The organism is Streptomyces sp. bgisy130, from assembly GCF_057708345.1.
Genome location: NZ_JBYISA010000006.1, coordinates 86,014 through 100,802, shown reverse-complemented (window position 1 = coordinate 100,802; position 14,789 = coordinate 86,014). Strand labels below are relative to the sequence as shown.

The following is a 14,789-nucleotide window of genomic DNA, read 5'->3' as shown; positions in this document are numbered from 1 at the left end:
CCGGGAATGGGCTGCGCCCATGGGCCTTCCGTCTGTCGCCCACCACCGCCCTTCCGTCGCCCGCCATCACCCTCCGAAGGAATGGGCCGCGCCCATGACGACTCTGCACATCGACCATGTCTCACGCTGGTTCGGCAATGTCGTTGCCGTCAACGACATCACCATGACCATCGGCCCCGGCGTGACCGGCCTGCTCGGCCCCAACGGCGCCGGCAAGTCCACCCTCATCAACATGATGGGCGGCTTCCTCGCGCCCTCCAACGGCTCCGTCACCCTCGACGGGACGACGATCTGGCGCAACGCCGGCATCTACCGCCACATCGGCATCGTCCCGGAGCGCGAGGCGATGTACGACTTCCTCACGGGGCGCGAATTCGTCCTCGCCAACGCCGAGTTGCACGGACTCGGCCGGGCGGAGGCGGCCAGGGCGCTGGCCACCGTCGAGATGGAGTACGCCCAGGACCGCAAGATCTCGACGTACAGCAAGGGCATGCGGCAGCGGGTGAAGATGGCTTCCGCGCTGGTCCACGACCCGTCGGTGCTGCTGCTGGACGAGCCGTTCAACGGTATGGACCCCCGTCAGCGGATGCAGCTGATGGAGCTGCTGCGGCGGATGGGCGACGAGGGCCGTACGGTCCTGTTCTCCTCGCACATCCTCGAAGAGGTCGAGCAACTCGCCGCGCATATCGAGGTGGTGGTGGCCGGGCGGCATGCCGCGTCCGGAGACTTCCGCAAGATCCGCCGGCTGATGACGGACCGCCCGCACCGCTATCTCGTCCGGTCCGACAACGACCGGGCGCTGGCCGGCGCGCTGATCGCCGACCCCTCGACGGCCGGCATCGAGGTGGACCTGACCGAAGGCGCGCTGCGCATCCAGGCGATCGACTTCGGCCGCTTCACCGAACTCCTGCCGTGGGTCGCCCGCGAACACGGCATCCGCCTGCTGACGGTCTCGCCCTCCGACGAGTCGCTGGAATCCGTCTTCTCCTACCTCGTAGCGGCCTGAGGCCGAAAGGAGCCCTGACGCATGTCCACGACCACTCCGGCGGCCCGGACCGCGCCCCCCGGCGCACCCAAGGTCTCGCTGTTCCACCCGACCGTCGCCCGGCTCACCTACCGCGCCCTGCTCGGCCGGCGGCGGGCCCTGATCCTCTTCGCGCTGCCCGCCCTGCTGGTGACGCTCGCGGTGGCCGTCCGCGTGCTGGCCGGTGCCGACGATGCCACCGCCGGCGGGATCCTGGGCACCTTCGCGCTGGGCACGATGGTGCCCCTGATCGGCGTCATCGCCGGTACGGGCGCGATCGGCCCGGAGATCGACGACGGCTCGGTGGTCTATCTCCTGGCCAAGCCGGTGCCCCGGCCGACGATCATCCTCACCAAACTCCTGGTCGCGATAGGCGTCACGGTCGCCTTCTCCGCCCTCCCCGTCCTGCTCGCCGGCTTCCTCCTCAACGGCAACAGCCAGCAGATAGCCGTGGGATACGCGGTGGCGGCGGCCGTCGCCTCGGTCGCCTACAGCGCCCTCTTCCTGCTCTTCGGCACGGTCACCCGGCATGCCGTCGTGTTCGGCCTGGTCTACGCCCTGATCTGGGAGGCGTTCGTGGGGACGCTCATCCCGGGCGCGAAGACCCTCAGCGTTCAGCAGTGGGCGCTGGCGGTCGGCCAGAAGGCGGCCGCGGACGGTGCGCTCACCTCCGACGTCCAACTGCCGCTCGCCCTCTGCCTGCTGGTGGGGCTCACCGGCGTCGCCACCTGGTATGCCGGCCGTCGTCTGAAGGCGCTCACCCTGGCGGGCGAGGAGTAAGGACGTCCGGGGGACGGGGCGGGGCGGGTCCTAAGCCCCGCCCCCACCACCACTCCCACCGCTCGTGCTGCTCCCGGCGCTGCGCTGCCGCTCGTTGAACTCCCGCACGTTGCCCAGATGCTTCTGGTAGTCGGCGGTGAAGCGGGTGTCGCCCGGTTTCACGGTGACGAAGTAGAGCCAGTCGCCGGCGGGCGGCGCACCGGCCGCCTTCAGCGCGTCCGCACCGGGATTGTCGATCGGCGTCGGCGGCAGGCCCTGGTAGCGGTAGGTGTTGTACGGGCTCTTGGTCCTGGTGTCGGCGTGGCTGGTCCGGAGCGTGCTGCGGCCCAGCGCGTAGTTGATCGTCGAGTCCATCTGTAGCGGCATGCGGTGCGCGAGCCGGTTGTCGATGACGCGGGCGACCTTGCCCATATCGGCCGGCCGGTCCGCCTCGGCCTGCACGATGCTGGCGATGAGGACGGTCCGGTAGGAGCGGATGCCGTCGGCGGCGAGGCGCTCCTTGGCGGTTTTGACCATGTAGGTGAGCAGCGACGCCGGGGTGGTGTCCGAGTCGATCGGATAGGTCGCCGGGAAGAGATAGCCCTCCGGGTTGCCCTTCGCCTCGGCCGGCAGCGGGAGATGTGCGCGCTTGGCCGCCTTCGCGGTGGACCCGGCAGGCAGGTGCAGGGCCTTGTCGGCGGCGGCGTAGACCTGGGTGGCCCGCTGCCCTTCCGGGACGGTCAGCGTCTGGCCGGGCCCGCGCAGCAGTCGGGGCAGCAGCAGCACAGCCAGGACGATCAGGACAACCAGGACACACAGCACGGCCACAAGAACGCGCCGGCCGGTGCGGGAGAGCCGCGGACCTGGCCGGCGAACGGTGTGCGGGGCATCGCTCATGGGGAGCACCGTAGGTCAGACCGCCGGGTCGCGGAATGGCCGCCTCCGGATCGTTGCCCGCCACGAAGATCCTTCACCAGCTCGCCATGCGCCCGCCACCTGCGACGTTCCCGGAAAGCTGAGCCTCGGCGGGGGTACGGGGGTGGGCCGGCCGCGCACGCCGGGGTGCCGCCCGGCCGCTGCCGTCGCCCCGCTGCCCGGTCGCTACGGCCGCCCCGCCGCCCCCGTCCGTCAGCCGATCCGGCGATCCCGCCCCGCGCCCAGACCCAGCAGGGCCAGGCCCGCGCAGACGGCGAGGAGCAGGACGAGGGGGACGGTCCAGCCGTTGGTGGCCTGGTGGACGGCGCCGAGGGCCAGCGGGCCGGCGGCGGCCAGCAGGTAGCCGCCGGTCTGGGCCATGCCGGAGAGTCGGGCGGCGGTGTGGGCGTCGCCCGACCGCAGGACCATCATCGTCAGGGCCAGGCCCAGCGCACCGCCCTGCCCGACGCCGAGGAGCGCGGCCCACAGCCAGGCCCCGGCCACCGGTGCCACCAGCAGCCCCGTGACGCCGCAGGCCATCAGCGCGGACACCGCCACACCCAGCAGCCGCTGCTGCCGCATCCGCCCCGCAAGCATCGGCACCACGAACGAACCGACCATCTGCACCAGCGTGCTGAAGGCGAAGACCAGGCCCGCCTCGCCCTTGCCCATGCCGTGATCGGTGAAGATCGTCGGCATCCAGGCGATGCTCACGTAGGCGATCAGCGACTGCGAGCCCATGAACAGCGTGACCTGCCAGGCCAGCGGGGAGCGGCTGAGCCGCGGCCCGTCCCCGGCGAGCTGCGCGGGGGTGGCCGCGGCCGCGCCATGGCGGGTGCCGCGCCGGGCCATCAGCGTCTGCGGGATCCAGGCGACCGCGGCGACGGCGGCCAGCAGCGCCCAGGAGGCCAGTGCGCCCTGCCAGCTGCCGAGCGCGTTCTCCATCGGCACCGCGGAGGCGGCGGAGACGGTCGCCCCCAGGATCATCGCGGTCGAGTACAGCGCCGTCATGCCCGCGGCCCGCTCCGGGAAGTCCCGCTTGATCAGGCCCGGCATCAGCACATTCAGCAGGGCTATCGAGCCGCCGACCACCGCACCCCCGGCGAACAGCGCGACCACCGGCGGGGCGATCCGCAGCACGATGCCGCCGCACAGCGCCACCAGCGCCCCGCAGAGCGCCGTCTCGGTCCCCCAGCGCCGCGCCAGTTTCGGCGCGACGATCGAGCCGAGGCCCATGAAGATCAGCGGGATGGTCGTCACCAGGCTGTTGGCCGTCGCGGTCAGACGGTAGTGCGCACCGATCTCACCAAGCAGCGGTGAGACCCCGGCCAGCGCCGTACGCATATTGAGCGCGGCAAGCACGATCCCGGCCATGACCAGTACGGGGTGGGCCCGCAGCCGGCGGCGGGCGGTGGCGACCGGCGGTACCGGGACCAGATCCTCCTCGGCGTCGATCAAGGGTGCTTCGGACCTGGGCCCTGCCATACGCGCATACCTCGTCAGGTGTCGGATCGGGATGGTGGATCGGGAAGAGAAAGGAAGAAGGAGAGCGGGATTGGGGGAGGGCAGAAGGGGCCGGGCCGAGGGAGGCAGAAAGGGGGCGGCCTCAGCGGCCGGCGAGCAGGGCCTCCACGGCTCGCTTCGGCTTGTCCAGCAGGGCGCGGGTCGCGCGCTCCGCCGCGTCCGGGTCGCCGGCCGCGATGGCGTCCAGGACCGCGCAGTGATCTCCGTGCGCGACCCTCGGCATCGCCTGGTCGTCGAGCGCGCTGACCAGGGCCTCCCGTACCGAGCTGCTGAACCAGCCGTAGGTCGCCGTCAGCGCGGTGTTGTGCGCGGCCTCGACGACGGCCTTGTGGAAGGCGACGTCATGATCGGCGTAGAGCTCCGCACTGCCCGGGTCGGGCTCTCCCTCCGCGTCCGCCAGGTCGGCCACGGCGTCCAGGGCGGCCCGCATCCGTTCCAGATCGTCGGGCCGGTGACGCAGCGCGGCCAGCCGGGCGGCCTCCGCCTCCAGCGCGATCCGCAGCTCCAGTACGTCGCGGATACCGGCCCGCTGGATGCCGCGCATGATGTCGCCCGGGTCCGTGGTGGAGACGACGAAGGTGCCCTCGCCCTGGCGTGAGCGCAGCATCCCGGCGTGGACGAGGACCCGCACCGCCTCGCGGACGGTGTTCCGGCCGACCTGGAGCTGCTCGGCGAGGGCATGTTCGGTGGGGATCCGGGACCCCACCTTCCACTCCCCGTCCGTCAGCTGGGATCGCAGGGCGTCGACGACGGTGTCCACCAGGGACTGCCGTCCCGCTGCCTGAAGTGCCATTTCCATCCCGTTCGCGCCGATGAACCAGTAGGTGCCGTAGGACCCGTAAGGGTCGGAGAGCCCGTAGGACCCGTAGGGACCCCGACCTGAAGGTTCGGCCCCGTCCGGGCAGTTGCCCAGTCATCCTACAACTGGTCGATTCATCGTACACGGACATATAGGCGGGCACGGGGAAGGGTGCGGCCCGCAGCCCGCCCCCTCACCCGCCCGTGACCCTCACCCCACCCCCGCCGGCGACCCTCACACCCCGATATCCCGCTCCTGGATGTCCGCCAGGGATTCGCGCCGTACCAGGAGGCGGGCATGGCCTCCCGTGACGGCGATGACCGGCGGGCGGCCGACGAGGTTGTAGCCGGAGGCCATCGAGAGGTGGTACGCGCCGGCGACCGGGACGGCCAGCAGGTCGCCGGGGCGGATGTCGCCGGGCAGCTGGGCATCGGCGGCGAGGACATCGCCGGCCTCGCAGTGCCGCCCGACGACGGTGACGGGTTCCGGCGCGGCCGCCGTGGCGCGGCCGACCAGCCGTGGCGCGTAGCGCACCCCGTACAGCGCGGGCCGCGGGTTGTCGCTCATCCCGCCGTCCACCGCCACGAAGGTGTGCGCGCCGGTCCGTTTGACGGACAGCACCCGGTAGAGGACGACCCCGGCCGGGCCCGCGATGGCGCGGCCCGGTTCGATGGCGAGCCGGGGCACCGGCAGCCCGGCCGCCGCGCAGCCGCGGGCCAGTTCGGCGCGGACCTTGGTGCCGAGGGCGCCGGGGTCGAGCGCGGGCTCGCCGGGGCGGTAGGCGACGCCGTGGCCGCCGCCGAGGTCCAGTTCGCGCAGTGTGCTGCCGTGGTGCTCCCGGATGCGGGCCAGCAGGCCGATCAGCCGTCGTACCGCCGACAGATAGGGCTTGACGGTGGTGATCTGCGAGCCCAAATGGCAGTGCAGGCCGGTCAGTTCGAGGCGTGGCTGGCTGAGCACCCGGGCGATGGCGTGCTGCGCGGAGCCGTCGGCGATCGACAGGCCGAACTTCTGGTCGTCGGTCCCGGTACGGATCTTGGCGTGGCCGCCGGCGGCGATCCCCGGCACGACCCGGATCAGCACCTTCTGGCGGCTGCCCGCCGGGACCGCGGCGGCCAGCCGGGCGATCTCCGAGGTGCTGTCGATGACGATCCGGCCGACGCCCAGCCGCAGGGCGGCCCGCAGGTCGGCCGGGCTCTTGGCGTTGCCGTGCAGCACGATTCGCTCGGGCGGAAAGCCGGTGGTGACGGCCAGTTCCAGCTCACCGGCGGAGCAGACGTCCATCCCGAGGCCCTCCTCCTGCACCCAGTGCACCATCGCGCGGCACAGGAAGGCCTTGGCCGCGTAGTAGACCTCGGTGTCGGGGAAGGCCCGTAGGTAGGCGCGGCAGCGGTGGCGCACCTCGTCCTCGTCCAGGACGTAGGCGGGGGTGCCGAAGCGGTCGGCCAGCTCGGTGAGTGGGACACCGCCGACGGCGAGATCGTCATGGCCGGCCGGTGCCGTGGACGCGGGCCAGATGGACCGCGGCTCGCTGCCGGACGGCGGCCGGGCGGCGGTGTGGGGCGGGGGCGCCACGGCTGTGGCCGGTGGCGGGGGGCCGGCCTCGTGGCCGGCCGGCGGCAGCGTGCTGTGACTCATCGCGGTCACCCCTCCCTCAGGCGGCCCGTAGGTGACGGCCACGGGGTACGTCGGGGACGTATCGGGGATCGACAGTCAGGGCCGTCGCCCCGACGGGTTCGGCCAGCGCCCGCAGCGCGGGCTCGGAGAGCCTGACCCAGGGCTGGCCGCCGCCGAGGGCCGCGGCCAGCCGCTGGGGAGAGGTGAAGGCGACGGCGGTACGGCCGCCGAGCGGAGTGCGGAACAGGCGGGCCGTGCAGCCCGCGGGGCCCGACCGGACGGGGACGAACAGCGGTCCGGCCGGGACACGATCGGCAGGCTCGGGATCTCCCGCGTTCAGATGGTGGTACACGGCGTTGCTCCTCGGACGGCACTCGGCCCCGGACCGGTGGGAAACGCGTACGCCGGGGCTCGGCTCTGACGCTATGCCCGGTGAACGGGGCGCTCCGCCGTTCGCTGACGCGTCATTGACGGGTTGCGGCCGCTACTTGACGCGATGCTGCCGCCCGGTGGCCGATTGTGCGGCGGCGGTGACTCCGGGCATCCGGCCTCCGCTGCCCGGCACGGCGAGCGCGGGCAGGGACGGGCCGGGAGGGGGCGGGCAGCGGACGGGCCGGTCCCCGCTCCCCGCCCCCGATGGCCCCCGTCCGCCACCCGGTCCATCGCCCATGGACCGCCGCGCTTGACCTTGACACTGTGGAAGGCACTCCACTGGAAGGCGTCATGTTCACCATCGGAGACTTCGCCCAGTACGGCCGTGTGTCGGCCCGCATGCTGCGCCACTACGACGCGATCGGGCTGCTGCGCCCCGCCCGTACCGACCCCGTCAGCGGCTACCGCTTCTACGAGGCGGCCCAGCTCGCCCGGCTCAACCGCATCATCGCGCTCAAGGACCTCGGGTTCAGCCTCCAGCAGGTGGGGGCGATCCTGGCCGAGGAGGTGAGCGTGCCGGAGCTGCGCGGGATGCTGCGGCTGCGGCAGGCGGAGCTGGCGGCGGCGCGGACGGCGGCGGATGCGCGGCTGGCGCAGGTCGAGGCGAGGCTCCGGACGATCGAGAGTGAGGGACGCATGTCTGCCGACGATGTGGTGGTCAAGCGCACCGGAACGGTACTGCTCGCCGAGCTGAGCGGGACCGCCGCCAGTTACGGGCCGGAGGACATCGGCCCGGTGATCACGCCGCTCTACGCCGAGCTGTGCCGGCTGCTGGAGACGGCGGGGGTGACACCGGCGGGGCCGGGGCTGGCGTACTACGAGGACGAACCGGAGCCCAGCGGGGGGAGCGGGGCCCACGGGAGTGACGGAAAGGACGCCGTCGTCGTGCACGCGGGGATGGTGATCACGGAGGAGGCGCTGGCGAAGGCGGGGGCGACGGCCGGTGACACCTCCGGCCGCCCCGGGACCCCCGCCGCCACCGGCCTCGGCTTCGACGTCGTCACCCTCCCCGGCCTGGACAGCGCCGCCACGGTGGTGCACCGCGGCCCGATGAGCCGGATTCTGCCGACCGCCCAGAATCTTGCGCACTGGATCGACGCCAACGGCTATCGCTCCGCCGGGTACGCCCGCGAGCTGTATCTGGAGTGCCCGCCGGACCAGGAGAAGTGGGTCACGGAGATCCAGGAGCCGGTTCACCGGGGGGCACGGCAGCACGGCAGCGCCAACCCAAGTCATGGCTAAGGGGTGTGAAAGGGGATCAGAGGATTGACTTGGGTGTGAGGGCGCGGCGAAGATCGCCACAGGGCCCAGGGCGGCAGCCCGGAACCGCGTACGGCCGTACGCGGTTCCGGGTGCCGACCCGCCTGGCGTTTACTCCGCCCGGCCCCGAGCCGCCCCTGACGCGGCCCCGATCCGCCCCCCGACCCGGCCCTGCTGCCCGCCCGTCGCCGCCCGGTGACCCCGCACGACGGCCAGCACCAGCACCCCGCCCGCCGACGCCACCACCCCCGAGATCAGCAGGATGTCGGTCAGCCCGGCGACATGGGCGGCGGCCACGGCCGTACGGGAGCCCCCGGGCCGGACGCCGTGCAGCGCGTCGGCGAAGACCGTGCCGAGGGCCGCGATGCCCAGTGCGTAGCCCAGCTGCCGGAAGGTGTTCACGGCACCGCTCGCCATCCCGGCCCGCTGCGGGGGCGCCGCGCCGAGCGCCGCCGAGACCAGGACCGGCATCGCCGTCCCGATGCCCAGCCCGCTCACCGTGAGGCCGGGGACCAGCGCTGCCCAGCCGGCGCCGTCGTCCAGCAGCGCGTACTCCAGCAGCAGTCCGGCGCCCACCAGCAACATGCCAATTCCGAGCGGGAGTTGGGGCGCCATCCGCTGGAGCAGCCGGCCGCCCAGCGCACCGACCAGCAGGGACATCAGCGCCATCGGCGTCACCGCCAGGCCCGCCTGCACGGGGCTCAGACCGAGGATGTTCTGCACCCACAGCCCCACGAAGGAGAGATACGGGAACGCCGCGGCCTGGAGCAGCAGCGCCGCCGCCATCAGCGCCGCGAACGACGGGCGGCGCAGCAGCCCCAGGTCCAGCAGCGGCCGGTGTGCCCGCCGTTCGACGACGAGGAACACCAGCAGCGCGAGCGCCGCCCCGCCGAGCGCGGCGAGCGTCCCGGACTCCGTCCAGCCCTCCTCACCGCCGCGCATCAGCCCGTAGGTCAGCCCGCCCGCGCAGGCGGTGAAGGACACGGCACCCGGCCAGTCGATCCGGGCGGCGGGGGAATCCCCTACGGAGTCCGTTCGAGGGCGGGGGAGTTCGCCGTGCGACTCGGGCACCCGGCGCACCGTGATCCACACCGCGACGGCGGTCAGCGGCAGATTGACCAGGAAGATGGCCCGCCAGTCCACATACTCGGTGAGCAGGCCGCCCAGTACGGGGCCGATCGCGGCCGCGGCGCCGCTGGTGCCGCCCCAGACGCCGAACGCCACGCCCCGGTCCCGGCCCTGATAAGCGGCCATCAGCAGTGGGGTGTTGGTGGCGAACATCGCCGCCGCGCCCACCCCTTGCACGGCGCGGGCCGCGACCAGCACGCCCGCGTCCGGGGCCAGCCCACAGACCAGTGAGGCGAGCGCGAACAGCGTCAGCCCGGCGACGTACAGCCGGCGCCGCCCGTAGAGGTCGGCGGCCGAGCCCGCCACCATCAGCAGCGCGGCCAGCGCCAGCGCGTAGATGTCCATCACCCACTGGAGCGAGGTGAAGGTGGCGCCCAGGCCGTCGGCTATCCGGGGCAGCGCGGTGTTCACGATCGTCACATCGACCAGCAGCAGGAAGTTGCCGAGGGTGATGGCGGCCAGCGGCCACCACTTCCCGGCCGGTCCCCCGCCCGGCTCCCCGCCCGCGTCCGGCGCCCGGCCGCCCGCCGCGGTCCCCCGCTCGGGTGCGCTCCGCATGATCTTTCCTCCGTTCGTAGCGGCCGGTACCGGCGGGCCGGCGCCGCCCGAAGGTCCGGCCCGGCCCCGCCGGTTCGCCGGCCGGCGTCTCGTATTGCCGACGCCACGGTGCGGGCGGCGCCGTCCGTGCTCCCAGCCACCGCGTGCCCGGCGGCGCAATCCGACACGGGTTAGCCTCGAACGGTGAAATCCGACGGGAAGCCGGCCGCGGCGGACCGGGGGAGCGGCACCGGTGCGGTTCCCGGCGGCCCCACCGGTTTCGACGACCTCGATCACCGGCTGATCCATGCGCTTCAGCTCGACGGCCGGGCGCCGTTCAGCCGGATCGCCGCCGCACTCGGGGTCTCCGACCAGACCGTCGCCCGGCGCTACACCCGGCACCGCACGCACGGCGCGCTCAAGGTGCTGGGGCTGCCCGGCACGCAGGCACTGGGCGAGGTGCAGTGGCTGGTGCGGGTGCAGTGCACACCGGACGCCGCGGTCGCCGTCGCCGAGGCGCTGGCCCGCCGCCCGGACACCTCCTGGGTCAGCCTGATGTCCGGCGGCACCGAGATCTCCGCGGTGTGCCGGGCGCCGAACAATGACCTCAGCGATGTGCTGCTGCTCCAGAAACTGCCCCGCACCCCGAGCGTCATCGGGGTGACCGCCCACTGTCAGCTGCACCAGTTCTTCGGCGGCCCCCAGGGCCTGATCAACAAGTCCGGTGCGCTGACCGACGAGCAGATCGCCCTGCTGAGCCCGCCGCCGCCGGCCCCGGCCGCCGCCCCCGTCCAGCTCACCGACGCCGACCGCCGGCTCTTCGACGCCCTCGCCCGGGACGGCCGCACCCCGCTGGCCGAACTCGCCGCCGCCACCGGCTGGTCACCCACCACGGTCCGCCGCCGCTGCACCGAACTGCGGGCGACCGGTGCCCTGTATTACGACGTCGATTACGACCTGGGGCAATTCGGGTACGGCGTGATGGTGGCCCTCTGGCTGTCCGTCGAGCCCGCCCGCCTCGCCGCCGCCGGCGAGGCGATGGCGGCACACCCGGAAGTCGGCTACGCCTGCGCCACCACCGGCCCGCACAACCTCTTCGCCTCGGTGCTCTGCCGCGACGTCGGCGCCGTCTACACCTATCTGACGACCCGGGTGGCGGCGCTGCCCGGCGTACGGGCGATGGAGAGCGCGCCCCGCATCCGGCACCTCAAGGGGCCGGGACCGCTGTTCTTTGCCGGCCACGCCGCCCCGGGGCGCCGCCGGTGAGGCCGCCGGCCGAGCCGCCGCGCGGCGGCCGTCGCCCGTCCACCGTCAACCCCCTGACCTGGGCGAAGGACTGGGTACGCAGCAGCCCCGGCACCCATATCTGGCTGCTGGTCATCGGCATCACCAGCCTGGTCATCGCCGCCGCCTCCGAGGGGCTGGGGCAGTTCCTGGTCCACCGCACCAGCAGCAACATCCACGAGCTGAACGAGCATCCGCTGCCGTCGCTGCTGATCAGCGGCTTCTGGATCGAGCGTCCCGAGTCGTTCCTGCTCTATGCGGTGATGTTCGAGCTGCTGCACGCCAATGTGGAGCGCTGGACGGGGACCGCGCGCTGGCTGCTGACGGTCGGCGGCGCGCATATCGCCGCCACCCTCGCCAGCCAGGAGCTGGTCCTGCTGGCCATCGAGGGGCACCGGCTGCCGCGTTCGATGACCCATGTCGTGGACATCGGGGTCTCGTACGGGCTGGCGGCGGCGGCCGGGGTGCTGACGTACCGGCTGCGGCCGCCCTGGCGCTACGGCTACCTCGCCGGGGTGCTGGTCTTCTTCGGCGTTCCGCTGCTGACCGGCGCGAGCTTCACCGACTTCGGCCATGCCATCGCGCTGGTCATGGGATTCGCGGCCTGGCCGCTGACCCCGGCGGCCGCCGAGGAGCTGCCGCCGGAGGACGGGCCCGGCCCCGCGGACCGGGCCGCCGGGCCGCCGCCGGAGCAGCGGCCGGAAAGCCCTCAGGAGAGGTAGAGCCGCTCCAGCACCACCGCGACGCCGTCCTCCTCGTGGGAGGCGGTGAACTCGTCCGCGACGGCCTTCAGTTCGTCATGGGCGTTGGCCATCGCCACCCCGTGCGCGGCCCAGCCGAACATCGGGATGTCGTTGGGCATGTCACCGAAGGCGATGGTGTCCTTGGCGGTGAGGCCCAGCCGGCGGGCGGCCAGCGACAGTCCGGTGGCCTTCGACAGGCCCAGCGGCAGCAGTTCGACGATGCCCTCGCCGGCCACCGTCACCCCGACCAGATCCCCGGCGACCTGACGCGCGGCCAGGGCCAGCGCATCGTCGTCCAGGGTCGGGTGCTGGAGGTAGACCTTGTTGATCGGGGCCGCCCACAGGTCGGCGGGGTCGTCCAGCAGGACGTTCGGCAGCGGGCCTTCCTGGACGCGGTAGCCGGGGCCGACCAGCACCTCGCCGTCCAGACCGTCCCGGCTCGCGGCCAGATACAGCGGGCCGACCTCGGCCTCGATCTTGGCCAGTGCGAGACCGGCGAGCTGGCGGTCGAGCGTCACCGACGTCAGCAGCCGGTGTTCCCCGGCGTGGTAGACCTGACCGCCCTGGCCGCACACCGCGAGGCCCCGGTAGTCCAGGGCGTCGAGGATGTGCCGGGTCCAGGGCACGGCCCGGCCGGTGACGACGATATGCGCCGCGCCCGCCGCGGTGGCCGCGGCGAGCGCCCGGCGGGTGCGCTCGGAGACGGTCTCGTCGGCGCGCAGCAGCGTGCCGTCGAGGTCGGTCGCGATGAGCTTGTACGGCAGCGGGGTGTCCGCGGCCGGAGCGGGTGCGCTCACTTGGCGACGGGCTCCAGGATCTCCCGGCCGCCCAGGTAGGGGCGGAGCACCTCGGGGACGCGCACGGAGCCGTCCGCCTGCTGGTGGTTCTCGAAGAGCGCCACGATGGTGCGCGGGATGGCGCAGAGCGTGCCGTTCAGCGTCGCCAGCGGCGAGACCTTCTGCTTGCCGTCGACGGTCTCCCGCATCCGGACCGAGAGGCGCCGCGCCTGGAACTCGTCGCAGTTCGACGCCGAGGTCAGCTCGCGGTACTTGCCCTGGGTGGGGATCCACGCCTCGCAGTCGAACTTGCGGGAGGCGGAGGCGCCGAGGTCACCGGTGGCGACATCGATGACCTGGAAGGGCAGCTCCAGACCGGTCAGCCACTGCTTCTCCCAGTCCAGCAGCCGCTGGTGCTCGGCCTGGGCGTCCTCCGGCGCGACGTAGGAGAACATCTCGACCTTGTCGAACTGGTGGACCCGGAAGATGCCGCGGGTGTCCTTGCCGTAGGTGCCGGCCTCGCGGCGGAAGCACGGCGAGAAACCGGCGTAGCGCAGCGGCAGCTTGGCGGCGTCCACGATCTCGTCCATGTGGTACGCGGCGAGCGGGACCTCGGAGGTGCCGACCAGGTAGTAGTCGTCCTTCTCCAGGTGGTAGACGTTCTCCGCGGCCTGGCCGAGGAAGCCGGTGCCCTCCATGGCGCGCGGGCGCACCAGGGCGGGGGTCAGCATCGGTGTGAAACCGGCCGCGGTGGCCTGCGCGATGGCGGCGTTGACCAGCGCGAGCTCCAGCAGCGCGCCGACGCCCGTGAGGTAGTAGAAGCGGGAGCCGGAGACCTTGGCGCCGCGCTCGACGTCGATGGCGCCGAGCAGCTCGCCGATCTCCAGGTGGTCCTTGGGCTCGAAGCCCTCGGCGGTGAAGTCACGGATCGTGCCGTGCGTCTCCAGGACCCGGAAGTCCTCCTCGCCGCCGACCGGGACGTCGGGGTGGACGAGGTTGCCGAGCTTCCGCAGCAGCGCCTGCGTCTCTTCCTTGGCCTCGTCCTGGGCGGCGTCGGCGGCCTTGACGGCGGCGGACAGCTCACCGGCCTTCTTCAGCAGCTCGGCCTTCTCGTCGCCGGCGGCCTTGGGGATGAGCTTGCCGAGCGACTTCTGCTCGGCACGCAGCTCGTCGAAGCGGACGCTGGACGACCTGCGCCGCTCGTCGGCGGAGAGAAGCGCGTCGACGAGCTCGACGTCCTCTCCACGGGCGCGCTGGGACGCGCGCACACGGTCGGGGTCCTCACGGAGCAGGCGAAGGTCAATCACCCCCCCAGGCTACCGGGGCCACGCCCCGCCACTCGACGCCATATTCCCCGGCATACCAGTTTGTCCGTTTTGGGGTTATTTATTCCCTTAGGGGTGGGGCACGAAAGGCGGTGGCGAATTCCCTCGTATTCCGTGCTGCGGGGGTGGTCGGTGTGCCCCCTTCGCCGGGTCCGTCGCGACTCCTTCACGGCGTCCGTGACGGGGTTTTCGCGGCATCCGCGTCGATGATCCACTGTGTGGACAACGGGAGTTGAGTGGGGGTCGAGGCGGGGTGTGGACCCTGGGTTATCCCCCGAGAACCGCCGGTTGTCCACAGGGGGCAGGGTTTTCGGGATTCTTATCCACAGGCTGTGTGTGAGATCTGTGGAAGTCGGAGGTGATCATTCCGCTCCCGAAATGCTCGGCTATGGATTCCCTGTCCAAACGTTGTTCACGCACTCTTTCGTGTGGGATTGCCTCGCCCTAAAGGATTGATCAGGTGAATTGTGCTGACGGTGCCCGACGTGGGGTGCTGTGGAACGGTGTGGGGTCAGTAGGGCGATATGTCGACTGTGTCCGACTCCAGTGTCGACTTACCCACAGGTCGAGAACTGGCCCTGTGGATAACTTTGTGGATAACCGAGAGGTCTTCCAAAGCCGCAGGTCGTGCTCTTCCGCGGGACCTGCCGGCCCGGCCGTGCGGCC

13 protein-coding genes are annotated in these 14,789 nt (G+C 72.4%); 5 read left to right on the top strand and 8 right to left on the bottom strand.

What is annotated here, in order from left to right; all coding sequences use genetic code 11:
- The first annotated feature begins 94 nt into the window (after window positions 1-94).
- Together AC3EUV_RS10860 and AC3EUV_RS10855 are read left to right on the top strand one after the other, a co-directional pair.
- Complete coding sequence (locus tag AC3EUV_RS10860; RefSeq protein WP_435602752.1) at window positions 95-1,006, top strand: ABC transporter ATP-binding protein; 912 nt, start codon at window positions 95-97, stop codon at window positions 1,004-1,006.
- 78 nt (window positions 1,007-1,084) lie between these two features.
- Window positions 1,085-1,804 (top strand): ABC transporter permease subunit, encoded by a 720-nt coding sequence (locus AC3EUV_RS10855; protein ID WP_432144214.1) that lies wholly within the window; start codon window positions 1,085-1,087, stop codon window positions 1,802-1,804.
- A gap of 30 nt (window positions 1,805-1,834) precedes the next feature.
- Here the strand turns inward: AC3EUV_RS10855 and mltG are convergent, their stop codons facing one another.
- From mltG to AC3EUV_RS10830, 5 genes are all read right to left on the bottom strand, one after another.
- Window positions 1,835-2,680, bottom strand: coding sequence for an endolytic transglycosylase MltG (gene mltG, locus AC3EUV_RS10850; protein ID WP_435602751.1), 846 nt, complete (start codon window positions 2,678-2,680; stop codon window positions 1,835-1,837).
- A 231-nt stretch (window positions 2,681-2,911) separates the two neighbouring features.
- Window positions 2,912-4,183, bottom strand: a complete 1,272-nt coding sequence (locus AC3EUV_RS10845) for a CynX/NimT family MFS transporter (protein ID WP_435602750.1) — start codon at window positions 4,181-4,183, stop codon at window positions 2,912-2,914.
- 121 nt (window positions 4,184-4,304) lie between these two features.
- On the bottom strand, window positions 4,305-5,015 hold the full coding sequence (locus AC3EUV_RS10840; protein WP_435602749.1) for a FadR/GntR family transcriptional regulator: 711 nt from the start codon (window positions 5,013-5,015) through the stop codon (window positions 4,305-4,307).
- 240 nt (window positions 5,016-5,255) lie between these two features.
- The gene (gene lysA, locus AC3EUV_RS10835; protein WP_435602748.1) at window positions 5,256-6,659 is read right to left on the bottom strand and encodes a diaminopimelate decarboxylase; all 1,404 of its coding nucleotides are present in this window, start codon (window positions 6,657-6,659) and stop codon (window positions 5,256-5,258) included.
- A 16-nt stretch (window positions 6,660-6,675) separates the two neighbouring features.
- Window positions 6,676-6,990, bottom strand: a complete 315-nt coding sequence (locus AC3EUV_RS10830; RefSeq protein WP_435602747.1) for an SAV_915 family protein — start codon at window positions 6,988-6,990, stop codon at window positions 6,676-6,678.
- A 371-nt stretch (window positions 6,991-7,361) separates the two neighbouring features.
- Here AC3EUV_RS10830 and AC3EUV_RS10825 point away from each other — a divergent pair, with 371 nt between their 5' ends.
- Window positions 7,362-8,312 (top strand): MerR family transcriptional regulator, encoded by a 951-nt coding sequence (locus AC3EUV_RS10825; RefSeq protein ID WP_432144171.1) that lies wholly within the window; start codon window positions 7,362-7,364, stop codon window positions 8,310-8,312.
- 129 nt (window positions 8,313-8,441) lie between these two features.
- On the opposite strand, the gene AC3EUV_RS10820 is transcribed toward AC3EUV_RS10825, so the two are convergent.
- On the bottom strand, window positions 8,442-10,016 hold the full coding sequence (locus AC3EUV_RS10820; RefSeq protein ID WP_435602746.1) for an MFS transporter: 1,575 nt from the start codon (window positions 10,014-10,016) through the stop codon (window positions 8,442-8,444).
- A gap of 183 nt (window positions 10,017-10,199) precedes the next feature.
- Here AC3EUV_RS10820 and AC3EUV_RS10815 point away from each other — a divergent pair, with 183 nt between their 5' ends.
- Together AC3EUV_RS10815 and AC3EUV_RS10810 are read left to right on the top strand one after the other, a co-directional pair.
- A complete protein-coding gene (locus tag AC3EUV_RS10815) occupies window positions 10,200-11,261 on the top strand; it encodes an Lrp/AsnC family transcriptional regulator (RefSeq protein WP_435602745.1) in 1,062 nt (353 codons plus the stop codon).
- A 53-nt stretch (window positions 11,262-11,314) separates the two neighbouring features.
- Window positions 11,315-12,001: a rhomboid-like protein gene (locus tag AC3EUV_RS10810; RefSeq protein ID WP_435602823.1), complete on the top strand. Its 687-nt coding sequence runs from the start codon at window positions 11,315-11,317 to the stop codon at window positions 11,999-12,001.
- Here the strand turns inward: AC3EUV_RS10810 and AC3EUV_RS10805 are convergent.
- Entirely contained in the window at window positions 11,989-12,819 is an 831-nt protein-coding gene (locus tag AC3EUV_RS10805; protein WP_432144168.1) for an HAD family hydrolase, read from the bottom strand. The two genes, AC3EUV_RS10810 and AC3EUV_RS10805, sit on opposite strands and share 13 nt — an antisense overlap.
- Window positions 12,816-14,105 (bottom strand): serine--tRNA ligase, encoded by a 1,290-nt coding sequence (gene serS, locus AC3EUV_RS10800; RefSeq protein ID WP_432144167.1) that lies wholly within the window; start codon window positions 14,103-14,105, stop codon window positions 12,816-12,818. The genes AC3EUV_RS10805 and serS overlap by 4 nt, the downstream gene beginning before the upstream one ends.
- Window positions 14,106-14,789 lie beyond the last annotated feature (684 nt).